The sequence below is a fragment of the Brevibacillus ruminantium genome (assembly GCF_023746555.1).
Taxonomy (GTDB): Bacteria; Bacillota; Bacilli; order Brevibacillales; family Brevibacillaceae; genus Brevibacillus; species Brevibacillus ruminantium.
The window spans coordinates 1,641,489-1,656,246 of the sequence record NZ_CP098755.1; the positions used below are offsets into that span (position 1 = coordinate 1,641,489).

11 protein-coding genes are annotated in these 14,758 nt (G+C 51.2%); 7 read left to right on the forward strand and 4 right to left on the reverse strand.

Annotated elements, in window-relative coordinates; translation table 11 throughout:
* Window positions 1-110: 110 nt before the first annotated feature.
* Entirely contained in the window at window positions 111-2,438 is a 2,328-nt protein-coding gene (locus NDK47_RS07900; RefSeq protein WP_251874302.1) for a YcdB/YcdC domain-containing protein, read from the reverse strand.
* Between the two features lie 215 nt (window positions 2,439-2,653).
* Between NDK47_RS07900 and NDK47_RS07905 the strand changes: the two genes are divergently transcribed.
* From NDK47_RS07905 to NDK47_RS07920, 4 genes are all read left to right on the forward strand, one after another.
* Window positions 2,654-3,238, forward strand: coding sequence for a histidine phosphatase family protein (locus NDK47_RS07905; protein WP_251874303.1), 585 nt, complete (start codon window positions 2,654-2,656; stop codon window positions 3,236-3,238).
* Window positions 3,239-3,383: 145 nt separating this feature from the next.
* Complete coding sequence (locus tag NDK47_RS07910) at window positions 3,384-5,660, forward strand: sensor domain-containing diguanylate cyclase (RefSeq protein WP_251874304.1); 2,277 nt, start codon at window positions 3,384-3,386, stop codon at window positions 5,658-5,660.
* Window positions 5,661-5,705: 45 nt separating this feature from the next.
* A complete protein-coding gene (locus NDK47_RS07915) occupies window positions 5,706-6,701 on the forward strand; it encodes an MBL fold metallo-hydrolase (RefSeq protein ID WP_251874305.1) in 996 nt (331 codons plus the stop codon).
* A 99-nt stretch (window positions 6,702-6,800) separates the two neighbouring features.
* Window positions 6,801-7,688 carry a hypothetical protein gene (locus NDK47_RS07920; protein WP_251874306.1) on the forward strand — a complete coding sequence of 296 codons (888 nt, stop codon included), beginning with the start codon at window positions 6,801-6,803 and terminating at the stop codon, window positions 7,686-7,688.
* 49 nt (window positions 7,689-7,737) lie between these two features.
* On the opposite strand, the gene NDK47_RS07925 is transcribed toward NDK47_RS07920, so the two are convergent.
* Window positions 7,738-8,658, reverse strand: coding sequence for an endonuclease/exonuclease/phosphatase family protein (locus NDK47_RS07925; protein WP_251874307.1), 921 nt, complete (start codon window positions 8,656-8,658; stop codon window positions 7,738-7,740).
* Between the two features lie 181 nt (window positions 8,659-8,839).
* On the opposite strand from NDK47_RS07925, the gene refZ reads away from it, so the two are divergent.
* The 3 genes from refZ to NDK47_RS07940 are packed head-to-tail and all read left to right on the forward strand — an operon-like array spanning window position 8,840 to window position 12,258.
* Complete coding sequence (gene refZ, locus NDK47_RS07930; RefSeq protein WP_251874308.1) at window positions 8,840-9,454, forward strand: forespore capture DNA-binding protein RefZ; 615 nt, start codon at window positions 8,840-8,842, stop codon at window positions 9,452-9,454.
* A 49-nt stretch (window positions 9,455-9,503) separates the two neighbouring features.
* Window positions 9,504-12,050 (forward strand): septation ring formation regulator EzrA, encoded by a 2,547-nt coding sequence (locus NDK47_RS07935; protein WP_251874309.1) that lies wholly within the window; start codon window positions 9,504-9,506, stop codon window positions 12,048-12,050.
* Between the two features lie 49 nt (window positions 12,051-12,099).
* Window positions 12,100-12,258 (forward strand): hypothetical protein, encoded by a 159-nt coding sequence (locus NDK47_RS07940; protein WP_322112085.1) that lies wholly within the window; start codon window positions 12,100-12,102, stop codon window positions 12,256-12,258.
* Window positions 12,259-12,416: 158 nt separating this feature from the next.
* Here NDK47_RS07940 and NDK47_RS07945 read toward each other — a convergent pair whose 3' ends face one another.
* Window positions 12,417-13,700, reverse strand: a complete 1,284-nt coding sequence (locus NDK47_RS07945) for a BaiN/RdsA family NAD(P)/FAD-dependent oxidoreductase (RefSeq protein WP_251874311.1) — start codon at window positions 13,698-13,700, stop codon at window positions 12,417-12,419.
* A 77-nt stretch (window positions 13,701-13,777) separates the two neighbouring features.
* Window positions 13,778-14,632 (reverse strand): GNAT family N-acetyltransferase, encoded by an 855-nt coding sequence (locus NDK47_RS07950; protein WP_251874312.1) that lies wholly within the window; start codon window positions 14,630-14,632, stop codon window positions 13,778-13,780.
* Window positions 14,633-14,758 lie beyond the last annotated feature (126 nt).

A 14,758-nucleotide genomic window follows, 5' to 3' on the forward strand; every position in this document is an offset into this window, starting at 1 on the left:
TATTATAGGTTTTGCAAGGAGAATGTCAAGAAAAAATGGGGAGCAGCATACTTGGCAGCACGCGGCTTAAGCTCTCTTGTTTCTCTATCAGCTACGAGCTTTCTTATCCGTTAAAACTGTAGGGAAGGCGGTGCTTCCAGTTGGCTGCGCTTCTCCAAGAATCGGACAAATGCGACGGCGGCGTCTGCCCGTGTAACGCTTTCGTCAGGCTGGAATTCCTTGTTGGCAGGCATGATGCCCAGCCCATTTACGATGATGATCGCGCCGCGATGCTTGGCTCCGGAAATATCAGTCAAATCCGATTGGAACATCTCCGAGTATTCGGCCAGCTTCCGGTAGCCGAGTGCGCGAACCAGCATGTCAGCCAGTTCTTCACGGGTGATCTTTTCGTCAGGCTTCAGCGAGGCAGCATTCCGGTCCAAAAGTCCCCGGTCTACCGCTGCTTCCACGGCAGCGAAGAAGCGGGAGGTGTTGGCCACATCGGCAAAGCTCGCCTTGCGCTCTCCTGCAACCGGATAAAGACGGCCCTGGTTCAGGCTGAGCATCAGCATCTCAATCATTTCTCCGCGGGTAATCTCTTTATTTGGCATGATCTTGCCGTCTGTCAGTGACAGAGCATCGTATTCGTACATCAGCAGCAGTTCCTTCTCTGCTTTGTGTCCCTCCAGATCAGCGGGCGGTGTACGGTGCAACTCGACAGTCTTTCCGTTTGCCTGACTCCGCCATTCACCGGTGACAGCATCAAGCACATATGGAGCCTCGTAGGGAGTGATCGACATCCGGTAAACCAGCTTCGCCTCTCGTTTGGTCAGGGGCATTACAGCAATCTCGCCTTGGCTTTCCCGCTCCAGCGGTCTTGCGGGCAGCCGCTCCAGCATATAGACGGCTTCCGGCTTTGCTTCCTTCAGCCAGGCCTCTGTTGCTTTTTCTGCTGACAAATGGGCGGGCAGTTGAGACGGATAGCTTTCCCGTCCGATATCAACGTTAAAAGAGAGCAACTCGTTGCTGACCGTGTTATACGTGAGGTGTGCTGAGCCGGTTGCAGCACGGACGCCGTTTTCCAAGCGGATGAAGCTGACCGTCACCTCTTTCCCTGTTTGCTCATCCTCTTCTTGCGCAGAATCAAGCAGATAAAGCTTGTCGGCCAGAGTCGGAGCGTATTTCTTCAAATCTTCAACGGCGCGCTTTTGAAAAGCTTTCCTGTCGATCGCTTTGACGGTTTCTTTTTCCGAAGGATCAATTCGGTAGCTGTTGTAGTTGTAAATATCTCCGTTCAAGGCATCTACGGCAACGGAAGTATTTTGTTTCTTTGCGCCATTTTCAAAGTCGAGGTACCAGACGGCTTTTCCGCCGCGATAATCCTTGTCACTATAGTTGGCAGAGCGCAGGGTGTAGCCCGAGAGGTCAAACATCTTCTGAACGGCAGAGACAGCCTCATCCTGGCTAAGTGCTCCCCCGCGATGGCGCGGCGCAAGCGATGTCTTGCTCACAGGGACTGGTTCTGCGAGCTTCTTTTGAGGTTTCAGGGAAGGCGTCAGGACAGATCCATCTTTTCCATCCAGATAGAAAGAAAAGGGATTGGCATAGACGAGAAGCGGCTTTTCCCTGTTATCGCCCATCGACTCCCACGGGAGGGTATAGGCCATGTCAGGCTTTACTTCTTCGCGAAAGCGCTGTTCGGCCTCCTCGAGGGTCAGCCCTTTCTGCTCTTTGTCAAAAATTACAGAGTCATTCCAGGAAACGGAGAAATTGCTTACCGCTCCGGAAGGATTGATCGTAATTTCAACGCCGTTGTCAGGGAAGGGAATGTCATCCACCAGGCGAACAAAGTGAAACGTATAAGACGCATCGGCATTCAAAGGTGTTTTTTGTACGGGCATGTCCTGTGTGTACAGACGTGTCTGCTTTCGCTTTCCTGGGACATTGGCAGCGAAGAACTGCTCGGCTTTCGCTTGTGCATCCTGATAGGAGATGCGATTGGCATAATCAGGGGAGGAAGCTTTCTGATCGTAGGAGGAGAAAGCCGTCAGTTCACCCGTATCCGCATGAATGCCAACGGTATAGGAACGCTCAATCTCCTTTTGATTCTTTCCTCTGCTCACCCAGAAAAACGTCCATTCCGGAAATGCTCGCCAGTCATCGGCGGAGCGGAAGGAAACATTGCTTAGCTCCAGATTGTCTGTTGACACAAAGGAACTGGCGATTTTTAAAGCAGCTTCCTTGGAAAGCTTTACTTTGCCGACAGCCGGTGAAGAACTGTTGCCGGCAGGTCTTGCCGAAGAGGCCGGTGTGCTAGGTGACGAAGAAGTAGAAGAATCAGCCGAGGATGAGGCGGCAGGGAAAGAAGCAGCCATCGCATCACCGTACGCCAAGGCGCCGGGAGCCAGCAGACTGGCAGTCAAAACAATCGATCCAGAGCGGATCAATAGCTTTTTCATAGATATCCCTCCAAGATGTCTGGTAACTTGCTTTCATCACATCTGACGCTGGCAGGGAAAGTAACGTTTCAGTCATTTTGGAAGAAGAAAGATAACAGAGGAGGAAAATGGGGATTTTGTCCCGGTTTATACCGAATCGTTATGGAATTGGGAACATTCATCTTATATAATAAATGTGAGTTCACCAAAGAATCACGGCTGAGGAGGAAACATATTTGCATACGGTCATCTACCTCATTCGCCATGGAGAAACCGATTGGAATCTGGCTCGCCGGATTCAAGGCCATAGTGATATCGAATTAAATCAAGAGGGCGTCAGCCAGGCACAAAAAGTGGCTGCCCGTTTTCAAGGGGAGCCTATTTCGGCGGTGTATGCCAGCGATTTGATCCGTGCCAAGAAGACTGCAGAGTGCATCGCGGAAGCAATCGGTTCCGATACTGTTTTCACCTTGCCCACCCTGCGCGAACGATGCTACGGGGATTGGGAAGGCCTCACTTATGAGGAAATTCGGGCCCGTTTCAAAGATATGGACGAGACGGCTTGCGGCATCGAGACCATGGGGGAAATGCAAAAGCGCGCATCAGAAGCGCTGACCGAGATCGCTGTCAAGCACGCGGGTCAATCCGTTGTCGTGGTTTCCCACGGGGGCCTGATCAACAGCTTTCTGTTGGATGTGACCAAAGGTGAGCAGGGAACGGGAATTACCAGAATAGATAATACAGGAATCAACCGGCTCCATTACACTGAGGAACAGTGGGAAGTCGTTGCCATCAACGATACTGCGCATTTGGAAGGCTGATTCGAAACAACACGGCTTCGCACGAAACAACACGGCTTCGCATAGACATTGGCGAAGCCTTCGTTGCACTTGGACTTACAACCTATTCATAATAGCTAACCCAATCATGCCGAAAGTTAAAAAAAGCTGAGAGAGGGAGTATTGTGTGTCAAGTAAAATGTTGGGAAAGTTAGAGACGGTCTTTTCCTACATGGCCCACTTCATGCTGCTATCCTGGCCGGAAAAGCGCCCGGGCATTCTTTTCTTGACAGATTCAGCCGGCAAAGTGGTTACGATCATGGAAATGCAAGTTGGCCAATCTTGGAATCCCAACAGACTTGACTTCCAGACCGGTCGTCAACTTTGTACGGATACCCACTCTTCCGTCTTCCAGGCGCTGCGTACGGGGGAGATTGCTGTCCATACATCCCAGGACGGAGATGTGGTTTTTGGGGCATTCCCGCTCAAAGAGCATGACGGACGCATTCGGGCTGTCATCGGGATGGCCGCGCCGCAAAAGGAGATCGCATTTGATCTGGCGTCCTACATACGGGGACTTGATTCGCTGATCCGTATGGGATATGACGCCTATATCCAGCACGCGACCACAGAGATCATCATGAAGCTGAACCGTCATGACAACACCAAAGATCTGCTGAACAGCTTGATTCACCAAATCGCCGACATCATTCAAAAGGGATATTGTTCCGCTATTAAGCTGAGTGAGCAAGGGATGCTGATTCTACCAGAGTATCACACGACAGAAAAAGCAGAAGATCCCGAGCGCCCATATGAGATCACTCGGTTGGCAGCCCGTTTTGCTGGTGAGCCGTTAACGCCGTCTGTAGAAGATGATTATCGCACTGTCATTCTGCCGATTACCTGCGAAGGAAAGCCCCTCTACGTCCTGTTTCTGCACTTGTCTGCAGAGGATGCCCATCGCTATGATGAGCGGGATGTTGCTTTTCTGCAGGAGGTTGGTGAAAAAGCAAGCTATGCTCTTTTGCGGACCATAGTCGCAGACGATTTACGAAGGGATGCAAGCAAGAAAGACCTGCTCTACCAGCTGATGACCAAGATCCAGGCATCGATTGACGTCAATGACGTGTTGCAAGAGATTATCAACAGCATCCGGTTTTTGTATCCGCACGCATCGGTAGACTTGTTTCTCACAGTGGAAACGAATGCCACAATACCGGTCAAGCCGCTTTCCTTCCACGATGATGACGCTTCGACAAGTACGAGGGCTTATCTGGAAGGCAATCTTGTGATGGACTATGAAGAGAGGGACGGAGCGACTGTCGCCGTACTTGCGGCTCCGCTTCTCGGCAAACAAGGCATATACGGAGTATTGCAGTTGATAACGGATCGGACGGTCTTTCTCAGCCCGCATGAAACCGAATATATTTCCATCCTGGCAGAGACAGCAGGAAAAGCTTTTGAAAATGCTCAGCTGTATCAACAATCGCGCAATCTCATCAGGGAGCTGCGACTGATCAACGAGATGGCCAGACAATTGAATCGAAGCCTGAATCTGCAAGAGATTCTCGATTTTGTCATCGACATGCTGCTGGAGACCTTCTCTACCGAGTATTGCGCCATTTTGCAAAAGCAGCCTGGACAGGAGACATTTCGGGTCATTTCCTCTTCGTTGCCTGAGTGTCAGGGGCGGATGATCCGGGCAGAGGATAGTCCAGTCGCAGAGATATTATCGAGCAAACAGGCCTTGTTGCTTGTGCCGCCTGGCTCAGAGCCGATTTCCTTTTCCCTGTTTCCATGTGTCTCCCAAATGTCGTTTTCTTCCTTGATGGGGGTTCCTCTGGTCGTAGAGGGGGAACTGGGGGGTGTCTTGATCGTTGGAGATTCACGCCATCATTTTTTCAGTTTTGATGATTATAAGCTTTTGGAGATTTTCGGGCAGCACGCCAGCTTGGCGATGACCAATGCCATGCTTCATAACGAAGTGGAACGTATGGTTATCACAGATAATCTGACGGGTCTGTATACGAGACGGTACCTGAATGAGCGTGTGCAGGCTTCCCTGGAAAAGGACAGCTTTGGTTCCTTGATCCTGATCGACATCGACTACTTTAAAAAAGTAAACGACACCTACGGACATCAGGTAGGGGACGAGGTGCTGATACAAGTCGCCAATTCGATCAAGCGTCATATTCGGGAAACGGATATTCCGGCACGCTGGGGCGGAGAGGAGCTGGCCGTATACCTGCCGCGAGTAGACAAGGCTACGGCTCATGGAATCGCGGAGCGGATACGCAGCTATGTAGAAAAAGAGACGTCTCCATCTGTTACGATCTCGTGCGGTCTTGCCAAATGGAACCGGGAACTGACCGGAGATATCAGTGTCGAATCCCTGTTTTACCATGCGGATATCGCTTTGTACGAAGCGAAGAATAAAGGCAGAAACCAAGTTATCTTAGCGTAGGAGCCGTGTTGGCTCTTTTCTTTTTCAAAAGTGGGAGGATAACAAATGTCGAAACAACAACCGTTCAAAAAAGCAGTGGAAGTGGCGCCAGGAATCTACCAGATCGAAATCCCGACGCCTTTTTCCGTCGGCCCGGTCAATCTCTATCTGTTGCAAGGGGAAAAGCTTACACTGGTCGATGCTGGTCCGTTGACAGAAGGAGCGTGGAGCGCGCTGATGGCTGGTCTGGAGTCCATTCAGATCCGCCCTGAAGAGATTGAGCAGATTGTGCTGACTCATCATCATGTCGATCATTGCGGCCAATTGGAGCGAATCCGCCGCATCTCCGGTGCAACCACTTTTGCACATCCTCTGGCAGTTCCGTACGTCGAAATCGATCAGGATTTTCTGGACTTCCATGATCGCTTTTTCTATGAATTGTACAGGGAAAGCGGAGTGCCCGATGAGAAACTGATCATCATCGAAAAATACCACAAGCTGATCACCACCTTTGCCGAGCGCAGCCAGATTGATGTGACGCTCAAGCATGATCAGACGATTCCCGGACTTGCGGAATGGAAAGTTCTTTACACGCCGGGACATTCGCAAAGCCATTTGTCCCTGTACAGAGAGAAAGACCGCGTCATGATCGCCGGCGACCACATTATCAAGCGGATCTCGTCCAACGCCTTCATCGAGCCGCCGCGTGATCAGTCGCAAGCACGTCCACTGACGCTCGTCCAATACCGCACTGCGCTGCAGATGTGTGCAGACATGGAGATTGATTTGGCTTTGTCCGGCCATGGAGAGCCGGTCGTCGGTCATCGCGAGCTGATTTTGCAGCGTCTGCAGAAAAATTGGGAGCGGACAGATCGTCTCAGACAGCTGCTTCAGGATGGGGAAAAGACGGCGTATGAACTGAATGCGCTGCTGTTCCCCTTGTTGTATGAACAGGAATTGCCTTTGACTCTTTCGGAAACGCTGGGTCATATCGATTTGTTGAAAATCCTGCATCAACTGGAATCCAGAGAGGTCGAAGGCGTCCTTTATTACTCCTTGTAAATAGCCGTTCAAATCCCTTTCATGGCCGCGCATCTTCTAACACAGAATAAGCCTATTCTTCCTCGGAAACCCTAATCGTGATGAAGAGGAGGGACGAAAATGCGCAAAGCATGGAGCATCGTGCTTTTTAGCCTGTGGTGTACAGCTCTTGCCGGTTGCAACCAGATGGGTGTGAAACAAAATCCGGAATCCGCTTTTGAACAGGTACGCGACCGTTTTATGGAACAGCAGACGTTTTCCTTCCATGGCAGGACCAAGCTGATGGCCGGACAATCAGCGAACGGCAATCTCGTCAATTTTACCGGACAAAAACAGGGGGCCGATATCGCGATGAAGGTGGATTTCTCTGTGCCGGAGCAAAATCAGGCGAAGAGCCTGTCACTGTTAAAGAAGGATCAGCAATTATACGTCATGACTGAAGGTACGCAGGGCTGGCAGAGCGCTGCGGGAAGGGATGCGGTTTTTCGCCAGGAACTGAACAACTGGGACCCGGTATTTGCCATGGAGCAAATGAATGAAATGAAAAAAAGCGTAATCCCGCTAAATAATCGCCATGCCAATAATGATCTGACTGCCGTTCGAGTCGTTCTGGATTCGGCGAAATTGAAAAGCTGGCTGGCCGAGCAGATGAAGGAACAGACCAGTGCCACCGCGCAATCAGAGGGCATGGGCGTGATGCAGCAGGGTGAGGCGATCCACCAGCCTCGTGTGAAATATGCGCTCTCCCTTTCAGAGGGAACCTGGAATCGGTCGAGAAAAGGCGCGATGATCCAGCAAGCAGACCCGCGTGTGGATGAGCTGATCAATCAGATGGAGCTAGAAGCGGAGTACACAATTTACTACAACAGGCATACGATGCTTCCTGCCAATATGACGATGTCAATCCGCTCGGTATACACTGCCAATGATCAGCGGATTCGCGAGTATTCGCAGGTGGAAACGGTTCTGCAAAATTACGGGCAGCCGATGACATTACCGCAGCCATAGAGCGGTGCGGGAGCAGGAAGGAGTCGCCCGATATAGCTGGAGCCATCTACTAACGTTCACTCTCGTGTAAAGTATGAGTGAACGTTTTTTCTTGAATAAAACCGGGTACAGTATTGGGAAGAGCGGTTTTCTCTTCATTCTGCTTGGCATCGGCAGGGGCGAGCAGCGTTGTAAACAGTACGGGATAATGATCAGAATGTCCGATTCGTGGCGCCTCGGCAGTTTGAAAAAGGAGACGGGGCGAGAGCAGGATATGATCAATCCCTCTTCCCTTGCCTGTTTTTCCAGGCAGTGTGATCAGCTCCAGTTTTTGCTCATAGAGAGGATCATGAAAAAGCGTGCGAATATCTTTGAAAATCTTGTCATGAGATGAGGCGTTAAAGTCTCCGGCAAGTACGGCAGGGTTACCTGAATTTTTGCGCAAGTAGGCCGATAAAAACAGGCTTTGTCTGCCTCTTTCGGCTGCACCTAGCCCAAGGTGCGTGGTATACACATCGAAGGGAGAACCATTTATGTTGAGTGTTACCTTCAGGACGCTTCTTGACTCGAGGCCCGAAGGAAGCGGCAGTAAATCGGCTGATTGAATCGGAAAGACGCTGAGCACGGCATTTCCATAGGTGCCTACCAGCAGGTGAAGGGATGGACCATAGGCATAGTTCATGCCGAGGATTTGGGCAATTCGTTCCACCTGATTTTGAAAACGGGATCGAGGCAAGCCGTTGTCCACCTCCTGCAGCGTGATCACATCGGCCTGCAGGCTTGCCAGCTCGCTGGCCACGGCAGCAGGATCAGCAAAACCGGCGTCATTTCGACAACCGCGGATATTATATGTAACGATTCGCAGGAGTTGATCGTTATTCCTATGGAAGAGACTTCCCGCATTCCCGTAGCGATTGGATACTTCGATGCCGCTTGGGGACAGGGAAAACAAAACAATGAGAATCGTCAGACATATCCATGCTCGCTTCATGCAGTTCCCCCTCCATCGTACTTTTATCATACCTTGTACGAGTTTAGGAGGAATACTGGAAAACTTTGTCGAACTACATACAGGACTATCTTTTCATGCGATATGGTCTGTAAAATGAAGGACGATACTTCCTCAGCCGGCTCATCGAGAAAAGGCGAAAATGAGGAAAGGAGTAGGACGGATGGACCAGACCAAACAGCGCATTTTGTCCGCTGCCGCCATTCTTTTTGACAGAAATGGATTTCACGGCACCAGTGTCAGGCAAATTGCCGAACAGGCTGATGTCAATGTTGCCCTGATCTCTTATTATTTCAAAGGGAAGCAGGGTGTGCTGGAGAGACTGATTTCCTCCTACTTTGAGACTTTGTTTGAGCAGCTGGGGGAATTGGAGCAACACATGGCAGCTCGTCCACCCCTGGAGCGGCTGGAAGAAGTCATCCGATTGTATCTCACCTTTCAATGTGAACACGCCTCTACCACCAGATTGATTCAACGGGAACTTAGCGTGGAATCCATTCTGGCCCGCGAAGTGATGACGCTGTATATGAGTCGGTGGAAACACGGGATCGCAAGGCCGATCGAGGAAGGAATCGCCAGCGGTGATTTTCTTCCGGTATCCGTCGATCATGTCCTATTGATGACCGCCAGTCAGTTGATATATCCTTTTTTACATCCGCAATCTGTGCGGGAAGTGTACTATCAGGAACCCGCTTCAGCCGAATTTGCCGATTGGCTGTTCACTGAAGTCATGCGTTCTTTGCATAACAGGCTTTGTTTGCCTTACAATCAGGATTGATCAAAAAACTCACCTATAGGGAATTTTACGCTAAGGGGATGTCCTAACCGTGAAGAAAAAATGGGTCCTGCTCTGCCTTGCAGGAATGATGTTATATAGCCAACCGGCGATGGCTACGCCTTTTCCGGACAAAACCGATGAAGTGATTCAGGATACAGGCAATTATACGCAAAAAAATGATCGTCAAAAGATCACAGAAGCTCTCAAGCAATTGCCTGGCTCTTACAAAATTATTGTTGTGGAAAGCACGCAGCCAGAGGCGGAAAGTCCCGACGAATACGCCCAAAGGCTCTTTGACAATTACAACCTGCCTGATGAGTACTTGATGGTCGTACTCGACATCACGCGTGAGCAGCTCGGTGTCTATCCAGGACCTGAGCTCCAGTCTCAAGGAGCCGATTTGACGATGCTCCATGATAAAATAACCGCTTATTTTGACCCGTTCAAAAATCAAAGAGAGTATTTGGCCGGGATTCAAACCTTCCTGGGAGAGGTGGAAGCAGAGCTCCACAGGAAGCAGACTTCAGGCAAGCCGGCAGATACGCCAAAAGCGGAAGATCCTGCCAAGGAGGAATTGCAATCAACCTCTGGCTTGCCTCAGCTACCCTGGTGGCTGTATGCTGCTGGCGCTGGGTTTGCGGCGCTTGCGGGAGCTTTGATCTACGCGATGATTCGCCGCCGCGCGATTTTTCACCAAGTGGATGATGTGGAAGATTGGAAAGACGAGCTAATCGAAAAGATCAATGTGATCGAAGTCGATAAACAGCTTCGACGCTCCACCGGCAAAACAGAGGAAAATTACCTGATGCTGGCCGACCGCAAAGAGAATTTGCTGCGTAATCGCATGCCTGACGTGGACATGATGATTTTGGATGCAGAAGAGGCGTGCGACCGCTTCCGATTCAAACTGGCACTGGGCTTGCTTGAGGAGGCCAGGGAAAGTCTGACGGCGATTGAACAGGAGCTGCATGAGTTAAAATCAGATACCACCAAAGTCGTTGCCAAGAAAAAAGAGAGTAAGCTGGCCATACCAGAAATTGGGAAACAATTGGAACAGGTGGAACGCAGACTCTCTGATCTTCGCCTCGAATACGGTCTGACCTTTCATGAGTTGAAAGCGGGTCTGGATGAGGTCGAAGTGATGCGCAGCAAAATCAAGGAATTGCGGGCAGCAGGAGACGATAACACGGCTTACGATATGACCCTGAAGGCGCAAAAGATTCTAGGCGATATTTCAATGGCCATCGAAAAAACCCCGCAATGGCGGGACCGCGTCCTGAAGGAAATCCCGGAGGAGCTCCGTCAGTTGGAGGAAGGAATTTCCCAGGTTGTGGGTGACGGGTACGATCGGGATCAGCACACCTGGTCAAATGCTCTTTTGCAGGCCAAACAGCTGATGCTTGCAGCCAAGGCTGCGCTGGAGGAAGGCAATCTGAAGATGCTGGAAACCCATGTCCAGGCTTTCGAGGTACTGATCGATTCTACCTATCAAAGCATGGAAGAGATGGTCCTGGCTCAGCGGGAGGCGGCTGGGTCTGCCGAACCGGCGACGGCAGTAAACGAATCTCCAGATAAGACCACAGGCTCCGAGACGGATTCGGTAGAGTCGTTTTCTACGGGGGCGCTCGAGCGAATGGAAACGGTTGACGATGCTCCGATGCAAGGGCTGTCTGAAGAGAGTGCAGCCGCGCATCCGACCGGCATCGAGGCAGATGACGCAGAGAAGCTGGAAACAGAAAGACTCGAAACCGGAGTATTCGAAACAGAAAGACGCGAAGCCGAAAGACTCAGAACAGAAAGGCTGGGACTCGCGCGGATGGAAGCGCCGGGTGCTATGACCACGGCGACAGTGGTCGCTTCTTCTCTCCAGGAAGAAGATGTGATGGCGGCAGCCGGATGGAAGCGAGACAGCAGCATCAGCCTTCAGGAGCGCGAGGAGCTTTTGCAAACGAATGGGAAGGCGAAGACAGTGGCGGAAAGTCCAGCCCCTGTTCCTGCCTCTGCATATGACCAGGAGGCAGAGGAGGATGACGAATACGAGCTGGTCATTCCCAAAATCAATCGGGGTCAGGAAGAGCCGGAAGAGGAAGAAATACAGCAAGCAGAGCGGCTGGACATTCGTACCGAAGATGAAGCTTTGGACGAGCTGGAGCGCATTTCTCAGACCTTGGTGCGGGTTCGCCAGCAAATCAAGCGAAGCTATCTGCCCGGTTTGCCTGATCAACTGAAATATTTGTTTGAAGATATCGTCCAAACGCTGGGACAAATCAAAGCTGTCATGGAATCTTATCGGTATGACATCGAAGAGGTTGCCATGCTGATCAATGATGCCAACGATCTGTTAATCGAGACAGAGCAACTGGCGGAGAGGACCATTTCAGCTTGCCAGCTTGCTGAAGGTGCCATCCAGTATACGAATCGCTATCGCAGGCAGAACCGTCAGGTGAACGAATTGCTGACTCGTGCGGAACAATCTTTCCGCCAACTGATGTTTTCCGAGGCTTACCAGTTGGCAGAGGAAGCGCGGTTGATGATCGAGGACGCCCCAGAAGAACCAGAGACGGGTTGGCTCTTGCGGCGCAAGAAAAAGGGGTGAGGACCCAATGTTCCTCCCTCTCTTTCTACTCGCTGTCGGGGGTCTGCTGATGGCTCAGCCTCGTACCAAACGCTGGAGGGAGCGTTTGCTTACCCATTTCAAAGGGGATGAGCAAAAAGTCAAACAGCGGGCGAATACGTTTTTTTTGCTAGGCTTCGCGTTTATCATGGCGGGACTTGCTTATTTGTACCGGTTGACGGCAATGTAAAAAAATGAACGTCGACTGTTGGATCGACGTTCCTGTATATAGGAAGATATAGGGAGTTGGGGTGTGTTAGAGAACCCCACTTTCTATATTTCCCGTTGAAACGAAGCGTAAACCTCTCCATCCGATAAGGAGAGGTTTTTTTACGATTTTTTCGTTCTCTATTGCAGAGTGGCCATGGCGAGCTGCGCGCTGTGGGTTCCCGCGACGAAGCCGGTCGTAAAAGCGATCGTGATGTTATACCCGCCGGTGTGAGCGTGGACATCCATCACTTCTCCTGCAAAAAAGAGGCCAGGCATCAGCTTGGATTGCATCGTTTTGGGATCAATCTCCTTGACACTGACTCCGCCGCCGGTAATAAAGGCTTCTTCCAAGGAAAGCGTGCCAGTGATCGTGAGCGGAAAGGCTTTGATCAATTGAGCGAATTTTCTCCATTGCTGCTTGCGCATGTGACTGAGCGTGGTCTCCTCGGAAATGTCTGCTTTGGACAGCAAAATCGGGATCAGCCGATCAGGCAAATAGCCCTTGATCACATTTTTGACCGCTTTTTTGGGATTCTCCTCCAGGAGCTGCCAGCTCTCTGCCATCACCTCGTCCAGATGCTTTTGCGGCATCAGATCGATGGTCAAGGAAAGCGGGGTTGGCCCATGCTTTTTTTGCGTGACCGAGACATAGTGGCCCTGTCTGAGGACGGCTGGACCGGAGAGGCCAAAATGGGTAAAAATCATGTCGCCTTCCTGGGTGCTTACCTTTTTCCCTTTCGGGTCGTACAAGGTCAGCTCCACGTCGCGCAGGGACAAGCCTTGCAGTGACTTGTCACGAATAAAAGAATCATTGGCTGTCAGCGGAACTTCCGTGGGATACAGATCGGTTATCGTGTGCCCTGCGGCTTTTGCCCATGCGTAGCCGTCCCCGGTAGAGCCTGTCTGGGGAACAGAGCACCCGCCTACGGCGATGACCACACAGGGGGCACTCAGCCGCTCACCCGTTTTCAAAAGTACTCCTGCTGTATGCCCCTCTTCATAGAGAATCTGCTCGACCGGGCTGGTCAGACGCACCTCAACCCCTTGTCGCTTCATGCGATTGATCAGGGCATTGGCGACGGTTACCGCCTTGTCCGTAACCGGAAACATCCGTCCCCGGTCTTCTTCCTTAAGAGCAACACCCAGCTCTTCAAAAAAGTGAATAATGTCCCGATTGTTAAATTGAGAAAAAACGCTAAACAGAAAACGGCCGTTTCCAGGCATCTGCTTAATTAGCTCATCCTGTTCCTTGGCATTGGTCACATTACAGCGTCCGCCACCGGAAATAATCAGCTTGCGTCCCAGCTTGGAGCCTTTCTCCAACAGACAGACGCGCGCGCCTTCAGCCGAAGCTGCAATCGAAGTCATCAGTCCGGCAGGACCGCCGCCGATGACAATGACATCATAGTGAGTTGCCTTCATTCGTTCTTCGTCCCTTTTTACAAAATGGCATGTGGTTTGCCTACACATTGTACCACAGACGGAAAAGGGTTCCTATTTTACTCCCCGGTCAGCGAGCCGCCGAGGACATCGTGGAGGGAGCGTTTCTCCAAGATATAGGAAACAATGGACGACTGGCGCTCCAGACTGGTGACGATATAGCCTTGTGCAAAGTAATGTGTAAACAGTTGGCGAGTCGCTTCTCTCCAGGTGCGTGCCGCCTCCATATCCGCCGTTTTCACCTGCTGAAAATGGGCAGGGACCGGGAGTAAAAAGCGCTCGTCTGATCGCCCCAGGTCGATATCCTGTGGCCGTACAAGTCCGTCTTTTTCGTTCCAGGTCAGTACCGCTGGCAGCCCTTTGTCGCTCCAAACGTTCTCAGCGGGAGGATGGGTCGTGCCAGGCTGGTATCGGTTCACCCGCTGGCTGGCAATATGCCAATCAAGCAAAAAGCGATCGGTCGGCAGCCCTTTGTTCATCTCGTCAACCAGTTCCCCGTAACAGTTGGGGATGTAGCGATGCACCACGCCGCCCAGTTTGGCGATATTCAGATAGGCATTGACAGTCTCCAGCGGGTCGTACGTCCAGGTGATCCGCTTGTAACCGGCAGCCAGTGCCTCCGTGCGCTGCATCCACTTCATCTGGACACCCAATCCCTGCTTCCGGTACTCGGGCAAAAATCCAAGCATGTGAGAGCAGAGATGCAGCTCCTGATCCGTATAGCCGGGAAAGCTGTAGAGAAAACCGATCATCCGGTCACCGTCGAAGGCACCGAGAAACAATCCGCCAAACTTGGCGATGGTCAACGTCATATGTAGGGGAACGATGGAGGATTCACTCCAGACGGCTCCCTCCAGTTCCTCCAGTTTTTCTAACTCACTCTTTTCTACCAATTTACGGAAAGTGATCGTCATCGCTGTTTCCTTCCTTTCTTGCCGTAACATGCATTCTGCCCATAACCATTCGTTACGAGAAAATCAGATTCCTGCCTGCTGGTTGCATAAGGTCCCGCCCTGATCAATAATAAAGAGGATGGAAAG